General features: G+C 60.5%; 15 protein-coding genes and 1 tRNA gene. 9 read left to right on the top strand and 7 right to left on the bottom strand.

All coding sequences use genetic code 11. The features are described 5' to 3' along the window. The first annotated feature begins 110 nt into the window (after positions 1 to 110). The 4 genes from N0P34_RS14915 (at position 111) to N0P34_RS14900 (ending at position 6,299) form a co-directional block, all read left to right on the top strand. Positions 111 to 3,551 (top strand): serine/threonine-protein kinase, encoded by a 3,441-nt coding sequence (locus N0P34_RS14915; RefSeq protein ID WP_275604012.1) that lies wholly within the window; start codon positions 111 to 113, stop codon positions 3,549 to 3,551. Further along, positions 3,541 to 4,980 (top strand): hypothetical protein, encoded by a 1,440-nt coding sequence (locus tag N0P34_RS14910; RefSeq protein WP_275604011.1) that lies wholly within the window; start codon positions 3,541 to 3,543, stop codon positions 4,978 to 4,980. The genes N0P34_RS14915 and N0P34_RS14910 overlap by 11 nt, the downstream gene beginning before the upstream one ends. A 7-nt stretch (positions 4,981 to 4,987) precedes the next feature. Then, on the top strand, positions 4,988 to 5,716 hold the full coding sequence (locus N0P34_RS14905; protein ID WP_275604010.1) for a protein phosphatase 2C domain-containing protein: 729 nt from the start codon (positions 4,988 to 4,990) through the stop codon (positions 5,714 to 5,716). 304 nt (positions 5,717 to 6,020) lie between these two features. After that, positions 6,021 to 6,299 carry a hypothetical protein gene (locus N0P34_RS14900; protein ID WP_275604009.1) on the top strand — a complete coding sequence of 93 codons (279 nt, stop codon included), beginning with the start codon at positions 6,021 to 6,023 and terminating at the stop codon, positions 6,297 to 6,299. A 463-nt stretch (positions 6,300 to 6,762) separates the two neighbouring features. On the opposite strand, the gene N0P34_RS14895 is transcribed toward N0P34_RS14900, so the two are convergent. Next, positions 6,763 to 7,122: a hypothetical protein gene (locus tag N0P34_RS14895; protein WP_275604008.1), complete on the bottom strand. Its 360-nt coding sequence runs from the start codon at positions 7,120 to 7,122 to the stop codon at positions 6,763 to 6,765. Here N0P34_RS14895 and N0P34_RS14890 point away from each other — a divergent pair. The 5 genes from N0P34_RS14890 to dcm all read left to right on the top strand — a co-directional run bounded on the left by N0P34_RS14890 (position 7,121) and on the right by dcm (position 12,753). After that, positions 7,121 to 7,396, top strand: a complete 276-nt coding sequence (locus N0P34_RS14890; protein WP_275604007.1) for a hypothetical protein — start codon at positions 7,121 to 7,123, stop codon at positions 7,394 to 7,396. The genes N0P34_RS14895 and N0P34_RS14890 overlap by 2 nt on opposite strands. A 38-nt stretch (positions 7,397 to 7,434) precedes the next feature. Beyond that, a complete protein-coding gene (locus tag N0P34_RS14885) occupies positions 7,435 to 8,064 on the top strand; it encodes a hypothetical protein (protein WP_275604006.1) in 630 nt (209 codons plus the stop codon). A gap of 1,035 nt (positions 8,065 to 9,099) precedes the next feature. Beyond that, positions 9,100 to 10,242: a hypothetical protein gene (locus N0P34_RS14880; RefSeq protein ID WP_275604005.1), complete on the top strand. Its 1,143-nt coding sequence runs from the start codon at positions 9,100 to 9,102 to the stop codon at positions 10,240 to 10,242. Positions 10,243 to 10,268: 26 nt separating this feature from the next. Then, complete coding sequence (locus N0P34_RS14875; RefSeq protein WP_275604004.1) at positions 10,269 to 10,850, top strand: recombinase family protein; 582 nt, start codon at positions 10,269 to 10,271, stop codon at positions 10,848 to 10,850. A 277-nt stretch (positions 10,851 to 11,127) separates the two neighbouring features. After that, positions 11,128 to 12,753 (top strand): DNA (cytosine-5-)-methyltransferase, encoded by a 1,626-nt coding sequence (gene dcm, locus N0P34_RS14870; RefSeq protein ID WP_275604003.1) that lies wholly within the window; start codon positions 11,128 to 11,130, stop codon positions 12,751 to 12,753. On the opposite strand, the gene N0P34_RS14865 is transcribed toward dcm, so the two are convergent. The 6 genes from N0P34_RS14865 to N0P34_RS14840 form a co-directional block, all read right to left on the bottom strand. After that, positions 12,754 to 13,611: a DUF3883 domain-containing protein gene (locus N0P34_RS14865; protein WP_275604002.1), complete on the bottom strand. Its 858-nt coding sequence runs from the start codon at positions 13,609 to 13,611 to the stop codon at positions 12,754 to 12,756. Beyond that, a complete protein-coding gene (locus N0P34_RS14860) occupies positions 13,611 to 15,473 on the bottom strand; it encodes a DEAD/DEAH box helicase (protein WP_275604001.1) in 1,863 nt (620 codons plus the stop codon). Before N0P34_RS14860 ends, N0P34_RS14865 begins: the two co-directional genes overlap by 1 nt. Next, a complete protein-coding gene (locus N0P34_RS14855) occupies positions 15,433 to 16,740 on the bottom strand; it encodes a hypothetical protein (RefSeq protein WP_275604000.1) in 1,308 nt (435 codons plus the stop codon). The genes N0P34_RS14860 and N0P34_RS14855 overlap by 41 nt, the downstream gene beginning before the upstream one ends. Positions 16,741 to 16,742: 2 nt before the next feature. Beyond that, the gene (locus N0P34_RS14850; RefSeq protein WP_275603999.1) at positions 16,743 to 17,198 is read right to left on the bottom strand and encodes a BglII/BstYI family type II restriction endonuclease; all 456 of its coding nucleotides are present in this window, start codon (positions 17,196 to 17,198) and stop codon (positions 16,743 to 16,745) included. Positions 17,199 to 17,272: 74 nt separating this feature from the next. Next, a complete protein-coding gene (locus N0P34_RS14845) occupies positions 17,273 to 19,078 on the bottom strand; it encodes a site-specific integrase (RefSeq protein WP_275603998.1) in 1,806 nt (601 codons plus the stop codon). 107 nt (positions 19,079 to 19,185) lie between these two features. Next, positions 19,186 to 19,259: transfer RNA gene (locus N0P34_RS14840), tRNA-Gln, on the bottom strand. Positions 19,260 to 19,429: the final 170 nt, after the last annotated feature.

Raw genomic sequence — 19,429 nt, 5'->3', positions numbered from 1 at the left:
TGGTGGTTTGCTATCGACGGTGGAGATTTTATCACGACATTATACAGGTCTCGAGCCGAAACGTGCCGGGGAATCGTCCCGAAACGGCTCGACACCGCCGTGGGGGAGCTATGGATTTGAAGGATATTGGCGAAGCCGTCACCGAGACATTGGTGGGGGATCGATTCTTGCTGCTCGGCGGCGAGCCGCGCGTCGGCGGCATGGCTTCGGTCCACAAGGCGGTAGACAAGCATGGCGGGGACGAGTTCTGTGCCGTCAAGAGGCTCCATGCCGGGGCGGACGAGATGCTGATGAGGGAGAGCTTCGATCGCGAGTATCGCGGATTGGAGCTGGCTCAGCACCGCAGCGTCGTGAAGTTGATCGATTACGGTCTCGATTCGGACCACCAGCCGTACATCGCCATGGAATGGCTTGAGGGCAATCTCGACGACTTGATATCTCGGAACGGTCCGATGGGTTGGACGAAGTTCTGGCGTTCGATCGGCAAGCCGATACTCGGCGCGATTTGCTGGGCGCAGACGAAACATCTGGCGCACCGCGACATCAAGCCCAAGAACGTGCTCATGACGGAAAGCGGTGAGCCCAAGATTGCCGATTTCGGCATTAGCAAGAGTTACCAGCACAACGAGCCGTTGCACCAGAACGGCAGAACGTTCAGGCAGCACGGAAGTCCCCCCTACACTCCTCCTGAAGTCGACGATGGAGTTCACTCGTTCACGCGGGATGGCTATTCGTGGGCAGTGATGGCGTTGAGCTGCCTGTCGGGGACCCTGCCGCAAAACCCCAAGGACGTCAGGTCACTTCTTGCTAGCGCTGCGGACGGCCCCGTCGAAGTGCTCGCCAGGGCAATCAGCGACGACCCGGCAGAGCGACCGCGCTTCGCTCATCTCCTGCTTGCCGACATTGAGCAATGGCTGGAGGCTCGAGGTGCGCCTTCAGAACGACCGCGGCTGACCTGCCACGTGCTCTTCGGTGACGCCTGCTCGTTCAGTCTCGAGCGCAGCTTCGGCGACGGGGTGGCCGATCCGCATGCCGCTCTGCTGGAGGATTTCACCACCATAGCTCGGGTAAGGGCTTCCGCTGACGGCGAAGATCGCGTCCGCATCATCGGCGAGCAGTGGATGCTGACAGCCCAGAGGCAGCCGTCGCGGCCGGGACGCCTTCTCGTCGAGAAGGCGATCAAGATCGGGTCGGCTGCGGCCGAGAAGCAGCGGGAGAACACCGACGACACGAACCTTGAGCTGCGCGAGGCAGCTCCGGGCGATGTGGCGGTAGCGGAGGCAGCCATCGATGAGATATTCGCTCTGGCCGCGCATTCCGAAGTGGCTCGTAGCGAAAGACGAGTATCCGAACGCGATCGAGTCTATAGACTCTGGCAGGCCTATCTCCGGGCCCGGTCGGACTTCGAGACAGGACGGGCCAGCGCCCTTAAGTACTCCGACCGCACGGTTAACAACAATCAGGTGACCGTCACGCTGTCCTCGCCTCCGCCTTCGGATCTTCTGGGGCAGGATCGTCTGGTGAATTCCAACGGCACCGCCATTGCCATGGAGGTCGTTGCTGTCCTCGGCGATCAGGTGACCATGCGGGTCACGTTCGGCGAAGCCAACCGCGTCCCCACCCACGGCATATTGGAGGTCAATACGAGGCGCGCCTTGAGCGCGGTTGAGAAGCAGCGCCGTGCATTGGACGACCTCGCGTACGATAGGGCAATAAATCCGGAACTGGGCGAGATTGTCCTCAACGGCAAAGGTGCGAGAGCGCCGCTCGCCAACGTCCCTTGGACCAAGCCACGCGACAAGTTCGATGACGACAAGGTGGCGGTGTTGCGCAAGGCCTTGGGCGTCAGAGATTTGATGGTCGTGGAGGGCCCCCCGGGAACGGGCAAGACCCGGCTGATCGAGGAGATCATCGCGCAATACCTCGATGCGAACCCGCGGCATCGCGTTCTGCTGTCCTCGCAGACGCATGCTGCCTTGGACAATGTGCTGGAGCGCCTGGCCAAGCGCAGTTCGGACGTGAATCTCGTCCGGGTCGGGCGGCTGGAGAACGAACGCATCGCGCCTGCCGCGGCTGATTTCCTGCTTGAGCGCAAAGCGGAGACTTGGGCGGCGGGTGTGCGCAAGGTCGCCAGACCGTGGTTGGCCGAACGCGCCGCCGAAAAGGGTTTGGACCCCGACGAGCTGCGCGCCGGAGCGCTGGCCATAAAGCTTGCCCTGCTGATCCGGGACCGGCAGCAGGCTAAGGATTTGGAGTTCGCGGTCGAGGAGGCGGCGAAGGCGCGCGCGCAAGCCGCGTCGAATCCGGATCCGTCTGATGTCACCCAAGAGGTGGAAACGCGTCGAAGGACCGAGGCCGCCCTAGACGACGCAGTGGACATTAAGACGAGGTTGAGTTCGCTACTGCACGATGAGGAGGCCACCAGAGCCGAATTGGCCGTCCTTCCAGGCATCGCCAACGAACTTTCCACGTCTATCGATCCGGACGAACTCGAACAATACGCCTCGTTACTCGTCGGAGACGGCGAGGAAGGGAAGGAGCATCTTCGGCTTATGCATCTACAGGAGGAGTGGCTGGAGCGGGTCGGACGATCGTCGGACTTCCACTCCGCCATGCTCGCCTCTGCAAAAGTTGTCGCGTCCACCTGCGTCGCGCTGGCCGGCGTTCGCGGCGTCAACGAGGTGGCGTTTGACCTCTGCATCGTCGACGAAGCGTCCAAAGCGACAGCAACCGAGGTGCTGATTCCAATGACGCGAAGCCGTCGCACCATCCTAGTGGGGGACCCCAAGCAGCTTCCTCCGTTCTTCGAGCGGCAAATCCTAAACGCAAACGTGCTCGCCGAGTACGCGGAGGAAGAAATTCGGGAGAACGTGTTCGATCGACTTTTGAGGACGCTGCCGCAGGAGTCGAAGGTAAAGTTGTTCCATCAGTACAGGATGGCCAGACCGATCGGCGATCTGGTTAGTGACGTGTTCTATGGTGGCGAACTCAAGAGCCCGATCGTCAAGCCCGAGATCGTGTTCCCAACGTTCCCAAAGCTCGTCACATGGCTCGACACATCTCGCCTGACAGCCGCAGAACCAGAGAAGAAGGAAGGCACGAGTTGGGCGTCGCCGCTGGAATGTCGCGTAGTGAAGAACCATCTTGCCCAGCTCGACTTCGTCGCGAGGAACCGACGGAAGAGCTACGAGGTGGCGGTGATCGCCGGTTACGCCGCGCAAGTGCGATATCTGGAGGACGCCATAAGGGATTATCGCGCAACCTGGCCGAACCTCACCATCCGGGTCAACACGGTCGACGCCTTTCAAGGGTCGGAGGCGGACATCTGCATCTACAGCGTCGTTCGGTCGAACGAGCGTGGAGATGCTGGCTTCCTCAGCGAGCCTCCTCGCCTTAACGTCGCCCTTTCCCGAGCTAGAAGCCTCCTCCTTATCGTCGGCGACCACACATTCTGCACGCGCCTGCCCACCACCCATCCGATGTACGACGTCGTGAACTACATCGAACGCACTCCCGCGGACTGCGAAGTAAGGACCCTCGATGACGCCTGATCAGATTGCCCGTCGCTACGAGGAGCTGTCCGGCTTCGAGCTGCTCGACTATGCGGAAGCGGCGGTGCCGCTGTGGCAGCTTAATGTCGAAGCCGTGAGCGTCGTTCGCAAAGGGCTACAGCCGATCCGTGAATTCGTGCTCCGGAGCTTGGTCGAGGGCCTTTCAGCTGACGATCTCGTGGGTTTTCTCGGACTTGAGGACTCTATAGTGCGCGGTGCCCTGGCCGACCTCGCTTCCGACAAGTTCATCGCCTATGGCGACGAGGTCGCGATTACGGACCTAGGCCGCAAGGCGCTGGCGGAAGGCGTTTCGACGCCCGCCGAGGAGGTGCTCACCATCCTCTTCGACGGTATCACGCGCAAACCGGTCGGGTCCCTCGGTCTGGACCTTGCTTTTACCAAGGAGGTGGAGGACGGCGCGCTGGCAGAGATTCCGGCTACTCCACCAACGCAACCGACTATCAATGACCTGAGCCTGCCGGAGATCGACCAAGTCCTCTCGGACCAGCCGGGGCGTCAGGATGCAAGCCGCGATCTCTTGCGTGTCAAACGCATTGCTCGCTACAGGCGCGTTTTTCGCAGGGTCGTTGCGTTGGTATTCAGATCCAGGAAAGGCGAGATCAGAACGCGCTTCATAGTGAACGGCGTCCCGGACGAGAACCTCGAGCAGCGCTTCGCCGAGCATAGCGGCAACATCCGCAAGGGATTGGTCAAGGCCTTTTCGGATGGGTACATCAAATCTAACGTTCGCGCGCACCTTGGCCAGGACGTGGCGCGAATGGTGCTCGATCAGGAGGACTATCTCGTAAGGCAGAGGGCCGTGTCGCTCGCCGCGTTGAAGGTGGCAGCCGTCCAGCGCCGGATCGACGCCGTCGACCGCGGCGAGAACTCCGAGGATCAACGACCGGCTCCGAGCGAGATCGAGGCCGCATTGGCGGCGGAAACGGAAGCGCGACGGTCGCTGACGCAATCGCCGGCGCGCCCCGCTGCGGTCTACGAAGTGTCCGAATTCCTGCGCCGCGCTCTGTCGGAGGCGAGAAGCTCGATCTCCATCAGCACCAGAGGGCTCGCTCCCCATATAGTCGATCGCGATTTCATCGGTGCGCTCGAGCAACTGCTGAAGCGCGGGGTGCAGGTGAACATCCTGCTGAACGAAGAAGCGAACCAATGGCGTTCACGTGGTAAGGATTGGGCTCAGGCGTTCGACGGGCTGGCCAAGCTCAGCACCAGGTTTCCCGCAGCGCTCCAGGTCAGGGACACCAAGGAGAGAAGGTACTACCATCTTTCCTGGGACAACCGGGTCGCGCTCGTGGCGAACCGGCCGATGCTGAGCAATCACGGTCGCATTAGATCGTTCGAACAGTTCGCGGGCTTCGTCATGAATGAGCCCGAGAGCGTCGCCGCCTATCTCACGAGAGTTGCGAGGTGAGCGCGTCATGTGGCGAATAGCTTCAGCGACGTCGACCGGTTCGGTCCGCGATACGAACGAGGATCGAATTTCGATCTGCGGTCGGAGGACCGTGGAAGGCCCTGCGATCGGGTTGGAGAGCAAAGCGCCAAATCAATACGTGTTGATCGCGGACGGCATGGGCGGGCATGCCAAGGGTGAAGTCGCAAGCCATATGGCGCTGACCAAACTGGAGGCACTGCATCGGCAGCTCCTGACCGAGGATGGTGTCGCAGTGGCTTTGCGGGCAGCCAATCGGGCAATCTACGAAGCTGCCATGGCCAACGGCGAGTTCTTGGGTATGGGAACCACGATCGTGGGTGTCGCCATCGAGCAACGGCGATGCCGATGGTTCAACGTAGGTGACTCGAGAGCGTACCTTTCAAGAGATCGCAACCTGACCCAAATTTCTAAAGACCATGTCCCAGCGGTACTGGCAGGGGGTCGACGCGACCATTCGATCACGCAGTCGCTTGGCGGGGGCCGGTTCTTCACCGAGATATTGCCTTCGCAGGGGGAATTCGAGGTGCAGGAGGGCGATCGCATTCTGCTGTGCACCGATGGTCTTACCGATGTGGTCGGCGATGTCGAAATTGAACGCATTCTCGGCAGAGACGATCCCGCCCCGACGCTCGAACGACTAATCGCTCGTTGCTTCGAGCTCGGGGCGCCCGACAACATCAGTCTCGCGCTCATGGAGTTCGAGAGCGCTCCCTGACCCTCTAGACGTTTGGGGCCCAGTACCGGCTTGGAGCAGCCGTTCGGTCGGACGGACGAGCAACTACATCCAAAAGCGAGCCGTAGGCTGTCCGCTATGTGAGGGCTCCCCGCCTTCGTCTCTCCGGCAGGCTGGCCTGCCGAATGGTATGCTAGCGCACATGTCATTTTGGTCCGTACACGGCAGTTGCAATATGGAAGTTCGCACCTGAACCTATTGGAACGCTGGTTCATAGGGAGCCAGCCATGATGCCGGACCGGCATCAGCTAGGCAGGGGGACCCCCCGTGCACCCCCAGAAAGGTGATGAACATGCCCTCTTGCGACAAACGCCTCGAAATCCGCCTTCCCTCCCGCGATAAGAGAGCTGCTGAGCATGCTGCCGAGGAGAAGGGCATCACCGTTTCCGAACTGATCCGGCGTAGCCTCCGTGGTCATCTGGGGATGCAGGAGCCTCTTAACGTTGAGGATCGCACCACCTTGGCCGCGCTCCGCCGCCGCATCAACGCGATCGAGGCGCGCTATGGCCGCTCCGACGACTTGGCACAGGCCCGTGCCGACGCCCAGACAATGCTGGGCCGCTGACATGTTGATCAAAGCCACGCGCGTCAGGACCTCGACAGGCGCTGGGGCGTTGGCTCGGCACCTGACCAGTGCAGACGACAACGAGGCAGTCGAGATCGTGCAGGGCACACTCGCCGACCTTAAGGATGCCGTGGCCGATGCTCGCCAGTTCGGTCGCAGCTATGCGGTGAGGCATTTCATCGTCGCGCCGCAGGTGAACATGGACCGCCGGCAGTTCCACGAGGTAGTCGATATGCTTGGGGCTGAGTTCGGGTTCGATCCAGCCTCAACCCTAATAGTGCAGCATACCAAGGCCCGCGCCGTGTCGGAGGTGGCTGGCCAGCACTGGCACGTGGTGGTTCCTGAAACGAATCCTGCAACAGGCCGGGTATTGTCCTCAAAGTTTGATCATGCGCGGCATGAAAAAATCGCCCGCCAAGTCGAACTCCTGTTCAACCATCCCATCATCGCGGGGGCGCACGATCTATCGGTCCTTGCTGCCCTGCGAGCGGAAGGTAAGGCCGATATAGCTGACCAGCTTACCGCTCATCTGGGTCGAGGCGAGCGCCCGGCTGCTGCCTTTACCAGCGTCCAGCATCAGACGGCAAAGCGGGCCGGGATCGACCTCGCCATTGTCCGTAACAATATGCGTGTGGCCTGGGCCGATAGCCCCACGGGCGCTGAACTCCACCGGCGGCTCACCGCCCATGGCCTCGCCCTCGCTCAGGGTGAAAAGGCCGGAACATGGGTGGTGTTGGGGCCGGACGGTCAGTTTCTTGGTGCCGCCCACCGCCTCGCTCGCCAGCGCAAGGCCGAATTCAACACCCTCATGGAGAACGATCATGACTACTACGAGCAGCTCGAACAACGCAGCGCAGTTGATCCACGCAGACACGCAGGCCCTTCGGCAGGACGTGGCGACGATCCTGCAATTAGCGCGGGTCACCGCGCTGCCGATGAAGGGGGAGAGTATGTCCGTGCTGGACGCGATGCTGGGCCTGCTACAAACCATCGTTACGCGCATGGAGCAGGTGGATCAGAGCCTCGAGGCGCTTCACCAGAAGCTGGACCAACCGGGAATAGCCAACATCTTGCGGCGAATGATCGACAGCGACTGACCGCTGCCATCGACAGTTTCGCTGCCGGGGTGATGGTGTTGTCGAAGTCCTGCTCCGACCAATCGTCCGCTCAGCGCGTCCAGCAGCTTCTGGCGGTGCAGGAGCAGCAGGCGCGGGCGCGAATTGCAGCCGCCGAGGCCAGGGCCACGATCAGGGTATCCCACCGGCTACACGCGGCACGACTCTATAAGGACGCTACCGACGCCAAGCATGCCGAAGTGCTCTCGGCCTATCGCGAAGCGCAGGAGCGGGAAGCGGCAATGGCCCCGCCGCCCCGCACGGTTCTGGACCGGCTCCTCGGACGGCAGGCCGAGAGCACGGGTACGGAATCCATCGAGTGTGAAATTGCCGCCCTTCGTGCTGACCTCATTGCTGCCGAACGCGCTGCATCAGGCGCCAGCAGCAACCTGGCGCGGGTGGAGAAGGCCGAGGCTGCCGACCGCATGAGCCAGATGGGCCAGATGGAGGCCGAGCGCCGCAATGCCATGGAGGCATTGGCAGAAGTCGTCATGGCGCGGCGGTTGGTACAGGTATTCCCGGCCATCGCATACTGCGGCGCTCCCTTCATCGCATGGGCCGGCAGCAAGGTGGAGCGGAACCGGCGGAGCTATGGTCCAAGGAACCCGCAGGCGCGGAACATTTGGGGACTGCCGTTGGACTTCGGGTAATACGGGCACCCTCGAATGGGTCAGCGGCAGCTCGTCCATTTGCCTTGAAGTGCATTTCCTCGCCGGCGCAACGCCGGATATGCACTCCATCATGCCGATTGTACGGAATCTCTTTTGAGTGTTGCCGTAGCGACACGGCCCTGTGAGACGCCTGGAATGATCTGTAAGCCCCTCGGCGGGGAGTAACTGTAGGAACACGGACAACCATAGCGGAGGGGCCCACAGGGGCAACCTGACGCGGCACAGATACGGTTTCAAGCTTTACGCCCAACCCTGCTTCCGGACGCCTGGCAGGGCCTAACCCCTTGTATCTGTACACTTTCCGGCTCTTGCCAGACCATCTTTCCAACGCAGCGAATTCTCGTTGCATGGAGACGGCCCGTGTATCAGACCGACCTGGAAGACCTCATAGACGAGTATAACCTTGCCCTCGGCCTATTGCCAGCAAAACGTAACCCTCCGCCCCAAGGCGCGGAACTCAGCGGCTTGGCGCCGAAGGCCAAGAAGACCCGTCGGCCTCGTGCGCCGCGCATGGTGCAGATCGACCTTGAGGAGGTAATCGCGGCCTCTAAGGCAGCGGAAGCGGCCAGCGAGCCCCCTGATGCCCCGCCCGCGGCAACCATCGAAACCCCTGCACCGAGCGAGACAATGGGTTCCAGCGATAACGAGCAGCCCGCTCATGAGGAGGCCGTGGGGGACGTAGTCATTAAGTTCCTCAGGGAGGCCGTCCATATCCCCAAGACGGAAACTCAAAAGCCGCAACATGACTACCGGCACCTGGTTCGGCCCATTCAGGACATGCTCGCCCCTCCAACGGGGAAGGGACCGGCGGTATGTGTTTGCGGCCATGCACGCAGCAAGAACGTCAACGTGCACCTCGTGGAGCGGGGGAACGGTACCCAGCGGGCATCTGCGGCTGGCATCTACCGCTGCGGCAATGGCGAGGCGTGTCCCATGTGCGCCCGTCGGATCGCAGCTCTTCGTGCGAAACGGTATCGACTCGCTCATGAGGCCGCCACCGCCATGGGCGGGACGATGATCACATTCGTCTTTACCATCGAGCACGACCGCGACGACAGGCTCGCCCCCTTGCTGGCCGCCCTAAAGTCGGCATCTACTGGGGCGCGCTCCGACCGATATTGGAACGAGAAGATCAAGCCGCTGATGCAGGCGGTTGGTGCGATGACTGATGCACATGTGCGCTGGAGCGGTCGCGGTGGCTGGCACCCGCATCTGCATGTGACACTGCCATGCCTCACCGCCGACTTGGAAGCCTTGCGGGCGGGATCGGCCATGCTGATCGACCGCTTCGTGGAGCGCCTGGCGCAGTCAGGATACCACGCCAGCACGGCACAGCAATCGGCCACCATCCTCGATGCCAGGCCCAATGCTTACCCCGCTCATCATCACCGTCGCGCCGACGTTGAGGGCAAGCTGGCTGACGCCGTAAACGAAGACACCAGCCTGTCACCTTTTGACATTGCCGAACTCGCAGCTGCCGGCGACGCCGAGATGGAGGGCCGGTTCGTTGAATTCTTCGAGGCCCTGCGTGGTACGAAGTCAGGCGTAATCACCGCCAAGATGGCGAAGAAGCTGGGTATAGAGGCCGGCACGGATCCTGGCCCAAGTTTCGATGAGACTACCCTCGTCGGTTCCATCCCCTCTCCGGTCTGGATGAAGCTGCTCGACCTCAATCTTACGGGTACCTTCCTCTCCCATGTCGAGACCTTCGGTCGCGATGGATGGCAGCGCTCCCGCTGGTGGGCCCTGCATCAGACTGGGTTCGCCCCGCCCGTCGATCTTGTCATTGCCGACCAGATTATGTTGGCGATCAAGGCCATGGCCCTTCTGTCCGATCCGGAGGCACAGGCGATAGGTAAGAGCGTTCTCGCCAACCAAGTGGACCGCTGGTCGGCCCGGTATGGCCGCGACCTGGTTGCCGCTACGCTCAGCTATGCCGAAGCCCATGCAGCCTTGAACGCCCATGGCAATGCCGAAGCCGAAGCGATGGCCGACGTGCTCGACACATGGGCCGACAAGGCCTTTCGCCGTCGCCGCGATGCCGCATCCCACAAGACCCTGCTCAAGAGCGACAGCCCGCACTCGGCGGAAACTGTCTCCCAAGGGTCCTACAACGACCATGTGGGACAGTTCGGCCGAAATTCTCAGCATGCCTAGATCCTATTGAAACAAGGGACCAAACTATGACCAAGACCCCAGCCGGCCAGATTATCGGCTATGCACGCACGTCCACCGTTGACCAAGTTGCTGGACTTGAGGCCCAGCTCGCAGACCTCACCGCCATTGGTGCCGATCGCATATACAGCGAGCAGGTCAGCAGCGTTGCCGAGCGCGCCCAACTCGACATCGCCATGGCCTATGTCCGCCAGGGCGACACCTTCGTTGTCACCAAGATCGACCGGCTCGCCCGCTCCGTCTCCGGCCTGGTGGCCATTGCTGAGGACCTCAAGCACAAGGGCGTTACGCTTCGCATCCTCAACCCCGATATCGACACCAGCACACCCATGGGCCAACTGCTCTTGAACTTACTCGGGTCCATCGCGCAATTCGAGCGGGAGATCATGTTGGAGCGGCAGCGCGAAGGCATAGACAAGGCCAAGCGAGAGGGCCGCTATACTGGGCGGCAGAAGACCGCACAACGTCATGCTAAGAAGGTCAAGGAAATGGCCGCCGGCGGCGCCAAACCGGTTACGATCGCAAAGGAACTCGGCATCAGCCGGGCCAGCGTTTACCGCTTGTTAAGCTCTTCGGAACAGTCCAGGTGACCATCAACTCTGCGACGGGGCGTTGAAGAAGGCGACATCCGTGGAACCGAAAGCTTTGGTGAGGCCCTGTTGGTGCATGCTCCTGCGTCGAAGCTCAACAACGCAGCATGCGGTAGCACCCAATGAACGGACCTTTGAAGACCTAGGACAGCGACAAGCGGCAGCTCATAGTCGGCTACATTGCAGGAATCTAAGCTTGGATCTTGCACTTCGCCGCTGGTTAGCTAAACTGTTGGGCCTTGGAACATGTGCGCGAATCGCGCTTGGGTGATTATTGGTGCGTGCAATTGATCTCTATGCTGGCGTTGGCGGATGGAGCTTAGGGCTGCGTCTGGCCGGCGTCGAGGTGGTCGCCTCCTATGAGTGGTGGCAGCCTGCGGTCGATACCCACAACGGCAATCACGGGGGTTCCCTGAAGCCCACCGATGTCCGGCAGTTGCAACTAGAAAACCTCCCGTCGAATATCGACCTTGTCGTCGGCAGCCCACCTTGCACGGAGTTCTCCTATTCGAACCGGGGAGGCGGAGGCGATCTCGACGAGGGGCTCAAGGACCTTGTGCGGTTTCTTGAGGTCGTGGAGCATTTGAAACCCAAATTCTGGGCGCTCGAGAATGTGCCGCGAGTAGCGCAGGTGCTTGAGCGGGGCATGGCTGATGCTAAGCATCCGTTATATCGCTTCCGCGAGCTCGGCATGCAGATCGAGATCATCGACTTTTCCGATTACGGGACGCCTCAGTCGCGTCGGCGATGCATTGCAGGCAATATTCCCTTCGATCTGATCAAGACCTACCAGCCGCGTCTGCCGCGGCGGACCCTGGGCGATGTTGTCGAGGCGATCGCTGCGGACGACAATGTCATCGATCCCGTCTGGGGCTGCGCGCTGCCTGCGGAAATGGTGACGGAACGGGAGGTGGAACGCGCTCTAAATGCGGAGGAACTCCGCATGAATCGCGAGGCCAAGACCTATCATCCGGTTTACAACAATATGGCCTTCCCGGATGTAATGGATGTGCCGGCCCGGACCGTCACGGCCACGTGCACGCGCGTTTCGCGCGAGAGCATCGTGATCGGCGATAGTTCCGGCGGTTTCCGGCGGTTGAATATTCGGGAGCGCGCCTGCCTCCAAGGCTTCCCAATTACCTACCAATTTTATGCACGCTCTTTCCCTGAGAAGGCGAAGATGGTCGGCAACGCCATTCCGCCGACCTTCACCTATCTGGTCGCTCAAGCAGCCCAGGACGTATCGGCTGACGATCTCGTTCCCTACGCGCAAGCCGGTTTGAGATTACGTCTGCCTGAGGCTGCGGCGCCGGTGACGCCGCCGACGACGGAAGGCCGTATATACCCGGCGGGTCGCAGTTTCCGGGCCGCCTTGCCGGGGTTGCGTTTCAAGAGCGGCATGAGGTTTGAGCTCGCTAACGGACGGGGGCGGGAGCAGGATTGGCAGGTCCGCTTCTTCTTCGGCCCTTCCATCGATATCCGCGAGATCACCCTCGATGGCGACCTGCTTTGCAAGCTCCGTAAGTCACCGTTGCTGCGGTCCCTGATGATGGCTCTGGGTGTCGAGTTCGCCAATGCTACCCAGGTGCTGCAGGCGAGCACTCCGAACGATCTCCAGGCCGCATGGTCACACCGCGCTGGCGGTCTTCGCCCCTATCAGATCGCGGACCTCTTGGGCGAGTTGGCTGGCAAGGTTCACCAGCAGTTGCTCTCCGCCGCAACCGATGAGCAGCACGCGGTCATTGGCTATGTGATGGAGGCTGCGGCAGCAGGCGAGGAAGGCGACAGTATTCCGGGATCCAAGAAGCTGACCACCCATGCGTTGCCTATTCTGAGTGGGCTGCTTGTGGGGGCTTGGTTTAATACCCTGCCCTGGCATCGTCTCCAGAAGTCAGCGGCCTGATCAGGGCAAGGCCGGGCCAAAGAGGCTCTCGAATGCCTTGAAGGGAACCTCGACACCTTCCCAACCGCCAGCACCCGCATCGGTCGGGATATGGACCGCCATTTCATCCATTGTAACGGTTGCTAGCCTAGGCAGCGCGCACGACAAGTCCCAAAGATGAAACACGTGGAGGGGGCGATCGAGCGCGATCTCCCATTCGTGCCTGGTGAGATGCAGCGCTCCACCCATCCCACCTTGGCTGGCCTTAACCTCGATAGAGAGAAAGGCGCGGTCGTCCGCAGCCCTGATCGAAAGTACGTCATAACCGTCCTGGTTGCTCTCGATCGCGATCCAGCGGGCCGGGGTTCCCGTGCGAGCTTCTTCGTGGGCTAGCGTTAGTCGCTCGCCTTCGCGCCCGATGGCGAGAAGATGATCATTCTGTAAACCTCGGGCGATGCCGGCGAGCCAATCCCAGAAGTTTACAACTTCGTCGTCGGGTGCGCCGGCCAGGCCGGCTTCAACGAAGACCTGACGGATTCCCACAGGGCAGAAGTTCAGAACTCGGGAGCGGCCATAGACGGCATTCTGGAGCCAGTCGGGTCTCTGGGTCTCGACATAGTGAAACAGGATGCAGCGCAGTGCCGCTTCATAGCAGTCGGCGGAGTGGACCTTGAGACCAGCAGCTGAGACCTGCAGCTGACCGGCTTCATTTATGTCCAGCCAAGCCATAGCTTCCGCCAACGAGAAAGCGGCGGTCGACGACATCCCGCCGACTTTGGGAAGTCCGGAAAGCAGTTCCGGCACAGACAAAGGGCGTCTTTGCAGAAGGTCGAGCAGGGCGATGCCTGCTTGAGCGAGGCCGGGGGACAGAAGGAGCATCACTTCGGCTGCCCCAGTTCAGCGGCGATCGCTTGTATGTCCTCCAACTGAAGCCCGGTAACATAGTCCTCGACATCTGCGGTTCCGACCTGGACCGGGTCGATCGGGATGGGGTCCGGCGCTAAGGATGAGTCTTCCAACGCCTTAGCCATTTCGCCGATCTTGAAGCCGAGCCGGTTGCGAACTGTTTCATCGACGGTATCGACGCATTCGACAATCTCGATGACCGTCTCCTGATCCTCCGGCAGGCCGAAGCGGTGTATCCGATCCTCCGACTGAAGGTAATGAGCGGCGTTGAAGGTGCGGTCTAGATAGATCGCATGATGACAGACGCGGTGCAGGCTGATGCCCTCGCTGGCAGCGGCAGGATTGGCCACCATCACCCGGACGTTGTGGTCATCATGGAAGGCCTTGATCTTGCCCTCTCGGGTGTCGGCGTCATCCTCTTCGCCGGCGTCCACCCCGCCGTGAATGTAGACTGCGCCCAAATCAGACAGCCGTGAGGCTATATATTCGACGTTGCGGACAAAGGACGACCAGATCAGCACCTTGTGGCCCTGGTGCGAAAGCTGGCGGGCCCGCTTGAGGACGTATTCCAGCTTGGGACCTTCGCCCTCGGCAAGCACGGATGCAAGAAGGTCGTGGTGAGCAAAGCCGATCTGGGCGGCGAGGAGCGAGGGGTTGGAAACGAACTGAAGAAGGCGGGAGACGGAGCGCCCCAAAGCGCGGAAGGTCTGCCGACCACGGGCGTCTAGCACGGCGGAGGCCTCCCGAGCGACTTCCAGGCGCATAAGTTCGTACAGCTCCCGCTGGACCGGAGCCATCGGCAAGGACACCAGATGTCGGGTGACCGCAGGAAGACCGAGTTGCTTCTTGTTGGTGCGGACATAAATTGGCCGCACCAGATCGACAACCGTCTGCTCCTCGACGCGAACTTCCGGATAAAGGAACTGGAACTGCGGAACGAGATCGCTGACCGACTGGGGCATTGGCGTTCCGCTCATGATCAGTTTACCGATCGGGAGGTGCGACAGTTCGATGACTGAACGTCCGCTGGCTCCGTTCACGCCTGACTTGATCCGGTGGCTTTCGTCCAGAAAAACGAAGGTCCGGTGTTGGGCAAGGTGCTGCGTGATCAAGTCTTGGACCCTTGGCAGCTGCTGATAGGTCATCAGCATCAGTGGTGGGTCCGCCGCCAGGGCAGCACGAATGCGGTCGTAACCGCCGCGTAGGCGCAAAAAGGTGGACGAAGCTTTTGGCAGACACTCCAGGATTTGTTCGTCCCAAGCTGCAAAGGCGTTCTTTGGGGCGATCACCAGAAGGCGATCGCCAGGCTGAGCGCGAAGCGTGAAGAAGGCGAGCGCTTCGGTTGTCTTGCCGGCGCCCGGAACCGAGAAGGTTGCCGCTGCCGGGAGAGCGGCGAGGCGGGCCACATTGGGAGCCTGGTGTTCGGACAGGCTCCGGGCGAAGCCTGAAGCGTCAAGCGAGGACCTCAGCTCATCAAGAGACAGGGGCGACGCACCTGACGCTGCCCAATAGCTCTCTGCGGCCCGCTGCGACGACCGCAGAAGGTCCTTGGCTTCGGGAGTGATGGAAAGGCCTGAGCCGAACTTCAATCCGTTGGCGCGGAACACCTGCAGGAACTGGTCGCGAGCGCCGACGAACGCCCACCACGGCAGGGAAAACCCTGCCACGCCTTCCAGCGTGGTGTCCGGGCTGGCGTCATAGGCGACCCGGGTGAGCATGGCCGACCAATTGCTAGCGCCATCCCCGGCGTCCCAGGTGAAAGCGGCCCTGCCGTCCTTGGCCCGGTAGGCCAGGCTAAGCATGTTCGGCCAGGTAGGCGCGAATGGCGGCGACACGTGTCTCGATCTCATCGAGCTGCTTGGTTACGCCCGTCAGCTTGGACTCTGGTCTCAGGCCGTCCTTTGCCGCGGCCGTGAGGAAGCTGTTCGCCTTTGCACACTGGTCCAGCAGATAGCCGGCCTTCTTCACATCCTTTTTGACCTGCCGCTCGGTCTCCAGAACCTCCCCGATCGCTTCGCGGGCCTGCGCGCGTTGGGCGGGGTCCTTCAGCGCCTGCATCAGCCCAGCTTGTTGGGCGTCGCTTTCCACGTCCTGACCGCCCCCGAACAGATCGTCCAAGCCGTCATCTGGAGTGGTTGTATCCAGTTCTAGTTCACTGGCGAGCCGTTCAACGACCTTGTCCAGGTTGGCCGCCAGTTCTGGGAGGGCAATGTAGAGACGCCCGACAGCGGCGGGATCGTCGATCAGGGCGAAGGCAGCTTCCTTGAAGATTTCCTTTCGTCCCACACCCGAGAGCTTGGACCGGCTCTGGACGAGACGCTGAAAGGTGTGCTCCTGGCCGGACACCTCTGACCACCTGTTTGCCTTGTCGCGTGACCGGAGATATTCGTCAGCGTAGGCATGCATATCAAGCAGCTGGGCGAAATCGCTGTCCTTCATCTTATAGAGCTTGCACAACTCCTCAGCTTTGAGGTCATCGCGCTTCATCTTGGCGATCATCATGTTGGCCTGAGCATCCCAGCTGTAGTCTGCCCGGATGTCCTTCTCGATCTGGAGCTGCGCCTCCAGTCGGTTGATGTCCTTTTCGGTTGCATGGGGTAGCACTACCACTTCGATGTGCTCGAAATGGCCGTACTTTTGGGGGTCGTCGTGCAGGAGCTGGCGCCACATTGACAGGCGCCGGTTGCCGTTGACGACGAAGCCTTCCTCATCGAGCAACAGCGGGTTGACCTGCTTGTGGGCCGCGTCTTCGAAATAGCCGTCCAGCTCGGACAGGCGACCCAGCTTGAGCAGAAGCTCGTGCTGGACCTCCTGAGCGTCCCACATCTCTGGATCGCCGCTGAAGAGGTCTGGACGAAGGTCCGTATTGAGGGCGAGATGCTCGACCTGGAGAGAGGCTGTCCGTCCGTTGACCAAACGGTATTTGGGGAGATCGATCGGAACGCGGATGATCGGCAGGTCTTGGTTGAGACCCTGAAAAACCACACGGTCTGTGGGCAGGTCTTTTGCCTGTAGTCGTGTCTTGAACTCTTCCAGTCTGGCAGGGCGAGGCCAGCCGAACCGAGAGCCTTTCGGGGTGTCGGGTAGATCGATGTCCGGCATATTCACTCCAGTGCGACGATCAGCGTCGGAACATAGAAGGCCTTGCGAAAAATCTCGAGCTCGCGCTCAAGCCGCGTAGCCTGGGCTATATTGTCGCCGATTGCCAACGCGACGGGTTGGGATGGCAACACAAACACCGCGCCTTTGATGGCGTCATTGAGATACAGCGTCTGAAGCTTCATCAAGTCGGCGTACATTCGGGCCATATTGCCAGTCTGCAGGCATAGGCCAATGTCCTCACGCATTGAGGTGATGCTCATGTCAGAATCGCGAGAAACAGTTACTTCGCTTGACCAGCCTTTTGACCGAAGGGCCGCAACGAAATGATCACGAATGCGTGGCGCCGCGCCTCGCTCCAAGCGAACGTCAATGGCATCGGCGGCTGCAAGGACATCATCCAATATGTGGGACGGCACTCGTTCCGAACCCGCACAATGACTATGCAACGAAACCTTCATAATAACGTCCGACTGGAAAGAGCCTCCAAGAGTATGGCTTGAGGCGTTTAGATAGCAGTGATCGTCTTCAAGCTCTAACGGGTATCGGATCGATTTGGAAGCGTGAGGCCATAGTCAAGCTTGTCAATTGCAGCCTTTAAGTTCTCGACCAGCGCTTCTTTAGTATAACGCTTGATTTCAAGCTGCCGTGCCTCGTCTTCATGACCGGTTATTTCCTCTACGAACGGCATGTAAACTTCCGCATTCCGTAGAGCGGTAGCCACTGTGTGCCGGAACGAATGGAAAACAACTTCGGGCCGATAGATGCCGAGCTTGCGCCGCAGCGGCGTAAACCATTTTCCAAAAGGCTCGCCTCGTCGTCGCGCAACAGCACTGGGCTTCAAATCTGGGAATAACCATTCCTTTGCGTCTCGTCCATGGACAAGATCGCCGAGAATGCCCCATGCAATGAGGTGATCGTGGATGGGGACGTAGCGAGGCGATCCCGGCGTCTTGAGCCGCTTCTTCGCCTTCCGCAGATTGATGATCCAGATGCCGCGCACCTGCTCGAAATCTGCTACCGTCAGGGCGCAGATTTCCTCGCGACGCATCCCTGTGTAGGCACCCAGGAGTGGCACCCAGTATTTCCAGTCACGGATAATCATGGGTCCCGGAATTTGTCGGCGCCCTTTCGACCGGCAACCGGTCCAGACAGGGGCCGCGAACAAGATGCAGATTTCCTCAAGGGTGAACTGGTCGCGCTCCTCAATGATGATGTGCGTGGTCTTCCGGACGGGTGTGTGCAGTGAATTGAATGGGTTTGCCAATTCGGCGGGCGCTAGGCGAAGCTGGACGAACTTCTCCCAGGTCGTCTTGAGCACCGAAATGTGCCTGTTCACTGTTTTCGGGCTAACCCGCCTTATTTTTTGGTAGTTTCCAGGATTGTCTTTTTCACCACGCGCGTCCTCTAAGTCCGCATCGGCGATGATGTCGGCAACGGGCCAGTCGCGCCACTTCTTCTCGCGATGATAGAGCGCCGGAAGGCGCGCAGCAGTTCTGCGAAACGTGATTGCAAGCTCAGGCGTTGTCTTGGACAGCGCCGCATGGCCGTGGATGGCCGTCCATAAGTTGAGCGTGCTGCCGGCGTGTGCCACTTTGCCTTCATCCCACTTCACATCGGCGTCGTCGCTGCTCGACGTGGCGAGATTATCGGCCATAGCTTCGGACCACGCCTCGCTGAACGTCATGCTGGCGAAGCCTTGTATATGTGCAGGCGCCGGCGCGGCTGCTGGAGCTGGCGGCTCCTCAGTTGCTTCTGGTTCTTCGATGGGCTGCAGGTCGCCCATTTCGCCGCTTGTATAAGGATAGAATTCGGTCCGCAGCCGCGTTGCCTGCGTGTCGCTGCTCTTAGCCAATGCAGCAAGCAGCGCCCGACCAAGAAGCTTTTCGTCCACCTGCGTCAAAGAGGGACCAAGGTCAAGCTTCAACGTGTTGATGTACTTCTGAACATAGGAGGTATCGTTATGAGCCAGGGCAGCCCGTAGCTCCTCTGCATCGGTTTCGCGGATCAACGCGTCTGCATCGTGCGGCGCATCGCCGTGGTGGTCATAAAGGGCACCATCGGCAGCCAACCGGATTTCATCTGCCCATTCCACCTTTTGGATGAAGCGAGCGACTGCAGCATCAACCTGAGCCTTCGTCAGTGTCGGATTCTTGTCCACCCAGTCGAACACCTTTTGAGTTGCCAGCCAGAGAAACCGTGATCGCTGGCGAGCCAACCTATAGTCTGAAGTTTCAAGCGACCGGACGACTTCATACTGTCCCAGACGTTGCCGCAGTTTGACCGGAAGCTTCTTACGAAAATGGTAGCGCGCGCCGCGCAGCCGCAGATTCCCCGCCATTAGTGTTTCCCGTCCTGAAACTGGTGGACCAGCCCGGTGGACCAAATGGGAATCCACCAGACGCGCTATCGCAAGAACGCTAGGAAATGCGGGGTTTCGGGAATTTTTGGCTGGGGAACCTGGATTCGAACCAAGATCGACGGAGTCAGAGTCCGCTGTTCTACCATTGAACTATTCCCCAGCAGAGGCCCTGCTGGCCGGGCGGCGGCTCGGTGAAGCGGGTTCACTGTGCGGCGCGGGGTCTGCATAGACAATGGCTGAGAGGATTGCAAGTGCCCCTGTGGATTGTTCCGCAATGATCGTGTGCATTGCGCCAAACCCAGCCTTGCTCTACCCTCCTTTTCGACAATG

This window comes from Devosia sp. FJ2-5-3 (assembly GCF_029201545.1).
In the GTDB taxonomy this organism is placed as follows: Bacteria; Pseudomonadota; Alphaproteobacteria; order Rhizobiales; family Devosiaceae; genus Devosia.
Note: the sequence above shows the minus strand (reverse complement) of the source record. Positions and strands in the feature narration are given on the sequence as shown.

Bases quoted from the DNA above. Each gene is read 5' to 3' on its own strand.
- N0P34_RS14915 (WP_275604012.1), top strand. From the start codon at position 111: ATGGATTTGAAGGATATTGGCGAAGCCGTCACCGAGACATTGGTGGGG.
- N0P34_RS14910 (WP_275604011.1), top strand. From the start codon at position 3,541: ATGACGCCTGATCAGATTGCCCGTCGCTACGAGGAGCTGTCCGGCTTC.
- N0P34_RS14905 (WP_275604010.1), top strand. From the start codon at position 4,988: ATGTGGCGAATAGCTTCAGCGACGTCGACCGGTTCGGTCCGCGATACG.
- N0P34_RS14900 (WP_275604009.1), top strand. From the start codon at position 6,021: ATGAACATGCCCTCTTGCGACAAACGCCTCGAAATCCGCCTTCCCTCC.
- N0P34_RS14890 (WP_275604007.1), top strand. From the start codon at position 7,121: ATGACTACTACGAGCAGCTCGAACAACGCAGCGCAGTTGATCCACGCA.
- N0P34_RS14895 (WP_275604008.1), bottom strand. From the start codon at position 7,122: ATGATCGTTCTCCATGAGGGTGTTGAATTCGGCCTTGCGCTGGCGAGC.
- N0P34_RS14880 (WP_275604005.1), top strand. From the start codon at position 9,100: ATGATCACATTCGTCTTTACCATCGAGCACGACCGCGACGACAGGCTC.
- N0P34_RS14875 (WP_275604004.1), top strand. From the start codon at position 10,269: ATGACCAAGACCCCAGCCGGCCAGATTATCGGCTATGCACGCACGTCC.
- N0P34_RS14865 (WP_275604002.1), bottom strand. From the start codon at position 13,611: ATGCTCCTTCTGTCCCCCGGCCTCGCTCAAGCAGGCATCGCCCTGCTC.
- N0P34_RS14855 (WP_275604000.1), bottom strand. From the start codon at position 16,740: ATGCCGGACATCGATCTACCCGACACCCCGAAAGGCTCTCGGTTCGGC.
- N0P34_RS14850 (WP_275603999.1), bottom strand. From the start codon at position 17,198: ATGAAGGTTTCGTTGCATAGTCATTGTGCGGGTTCGGAACGAGTGCCG.
- N0P34_RS14845 (WP_275603998.1), bottom strand. From the start codon at position 19,078: ATGGCGGGGAATCTGCGGCTGCGCGGCGCGCGCTACCATTTTCGTAAG.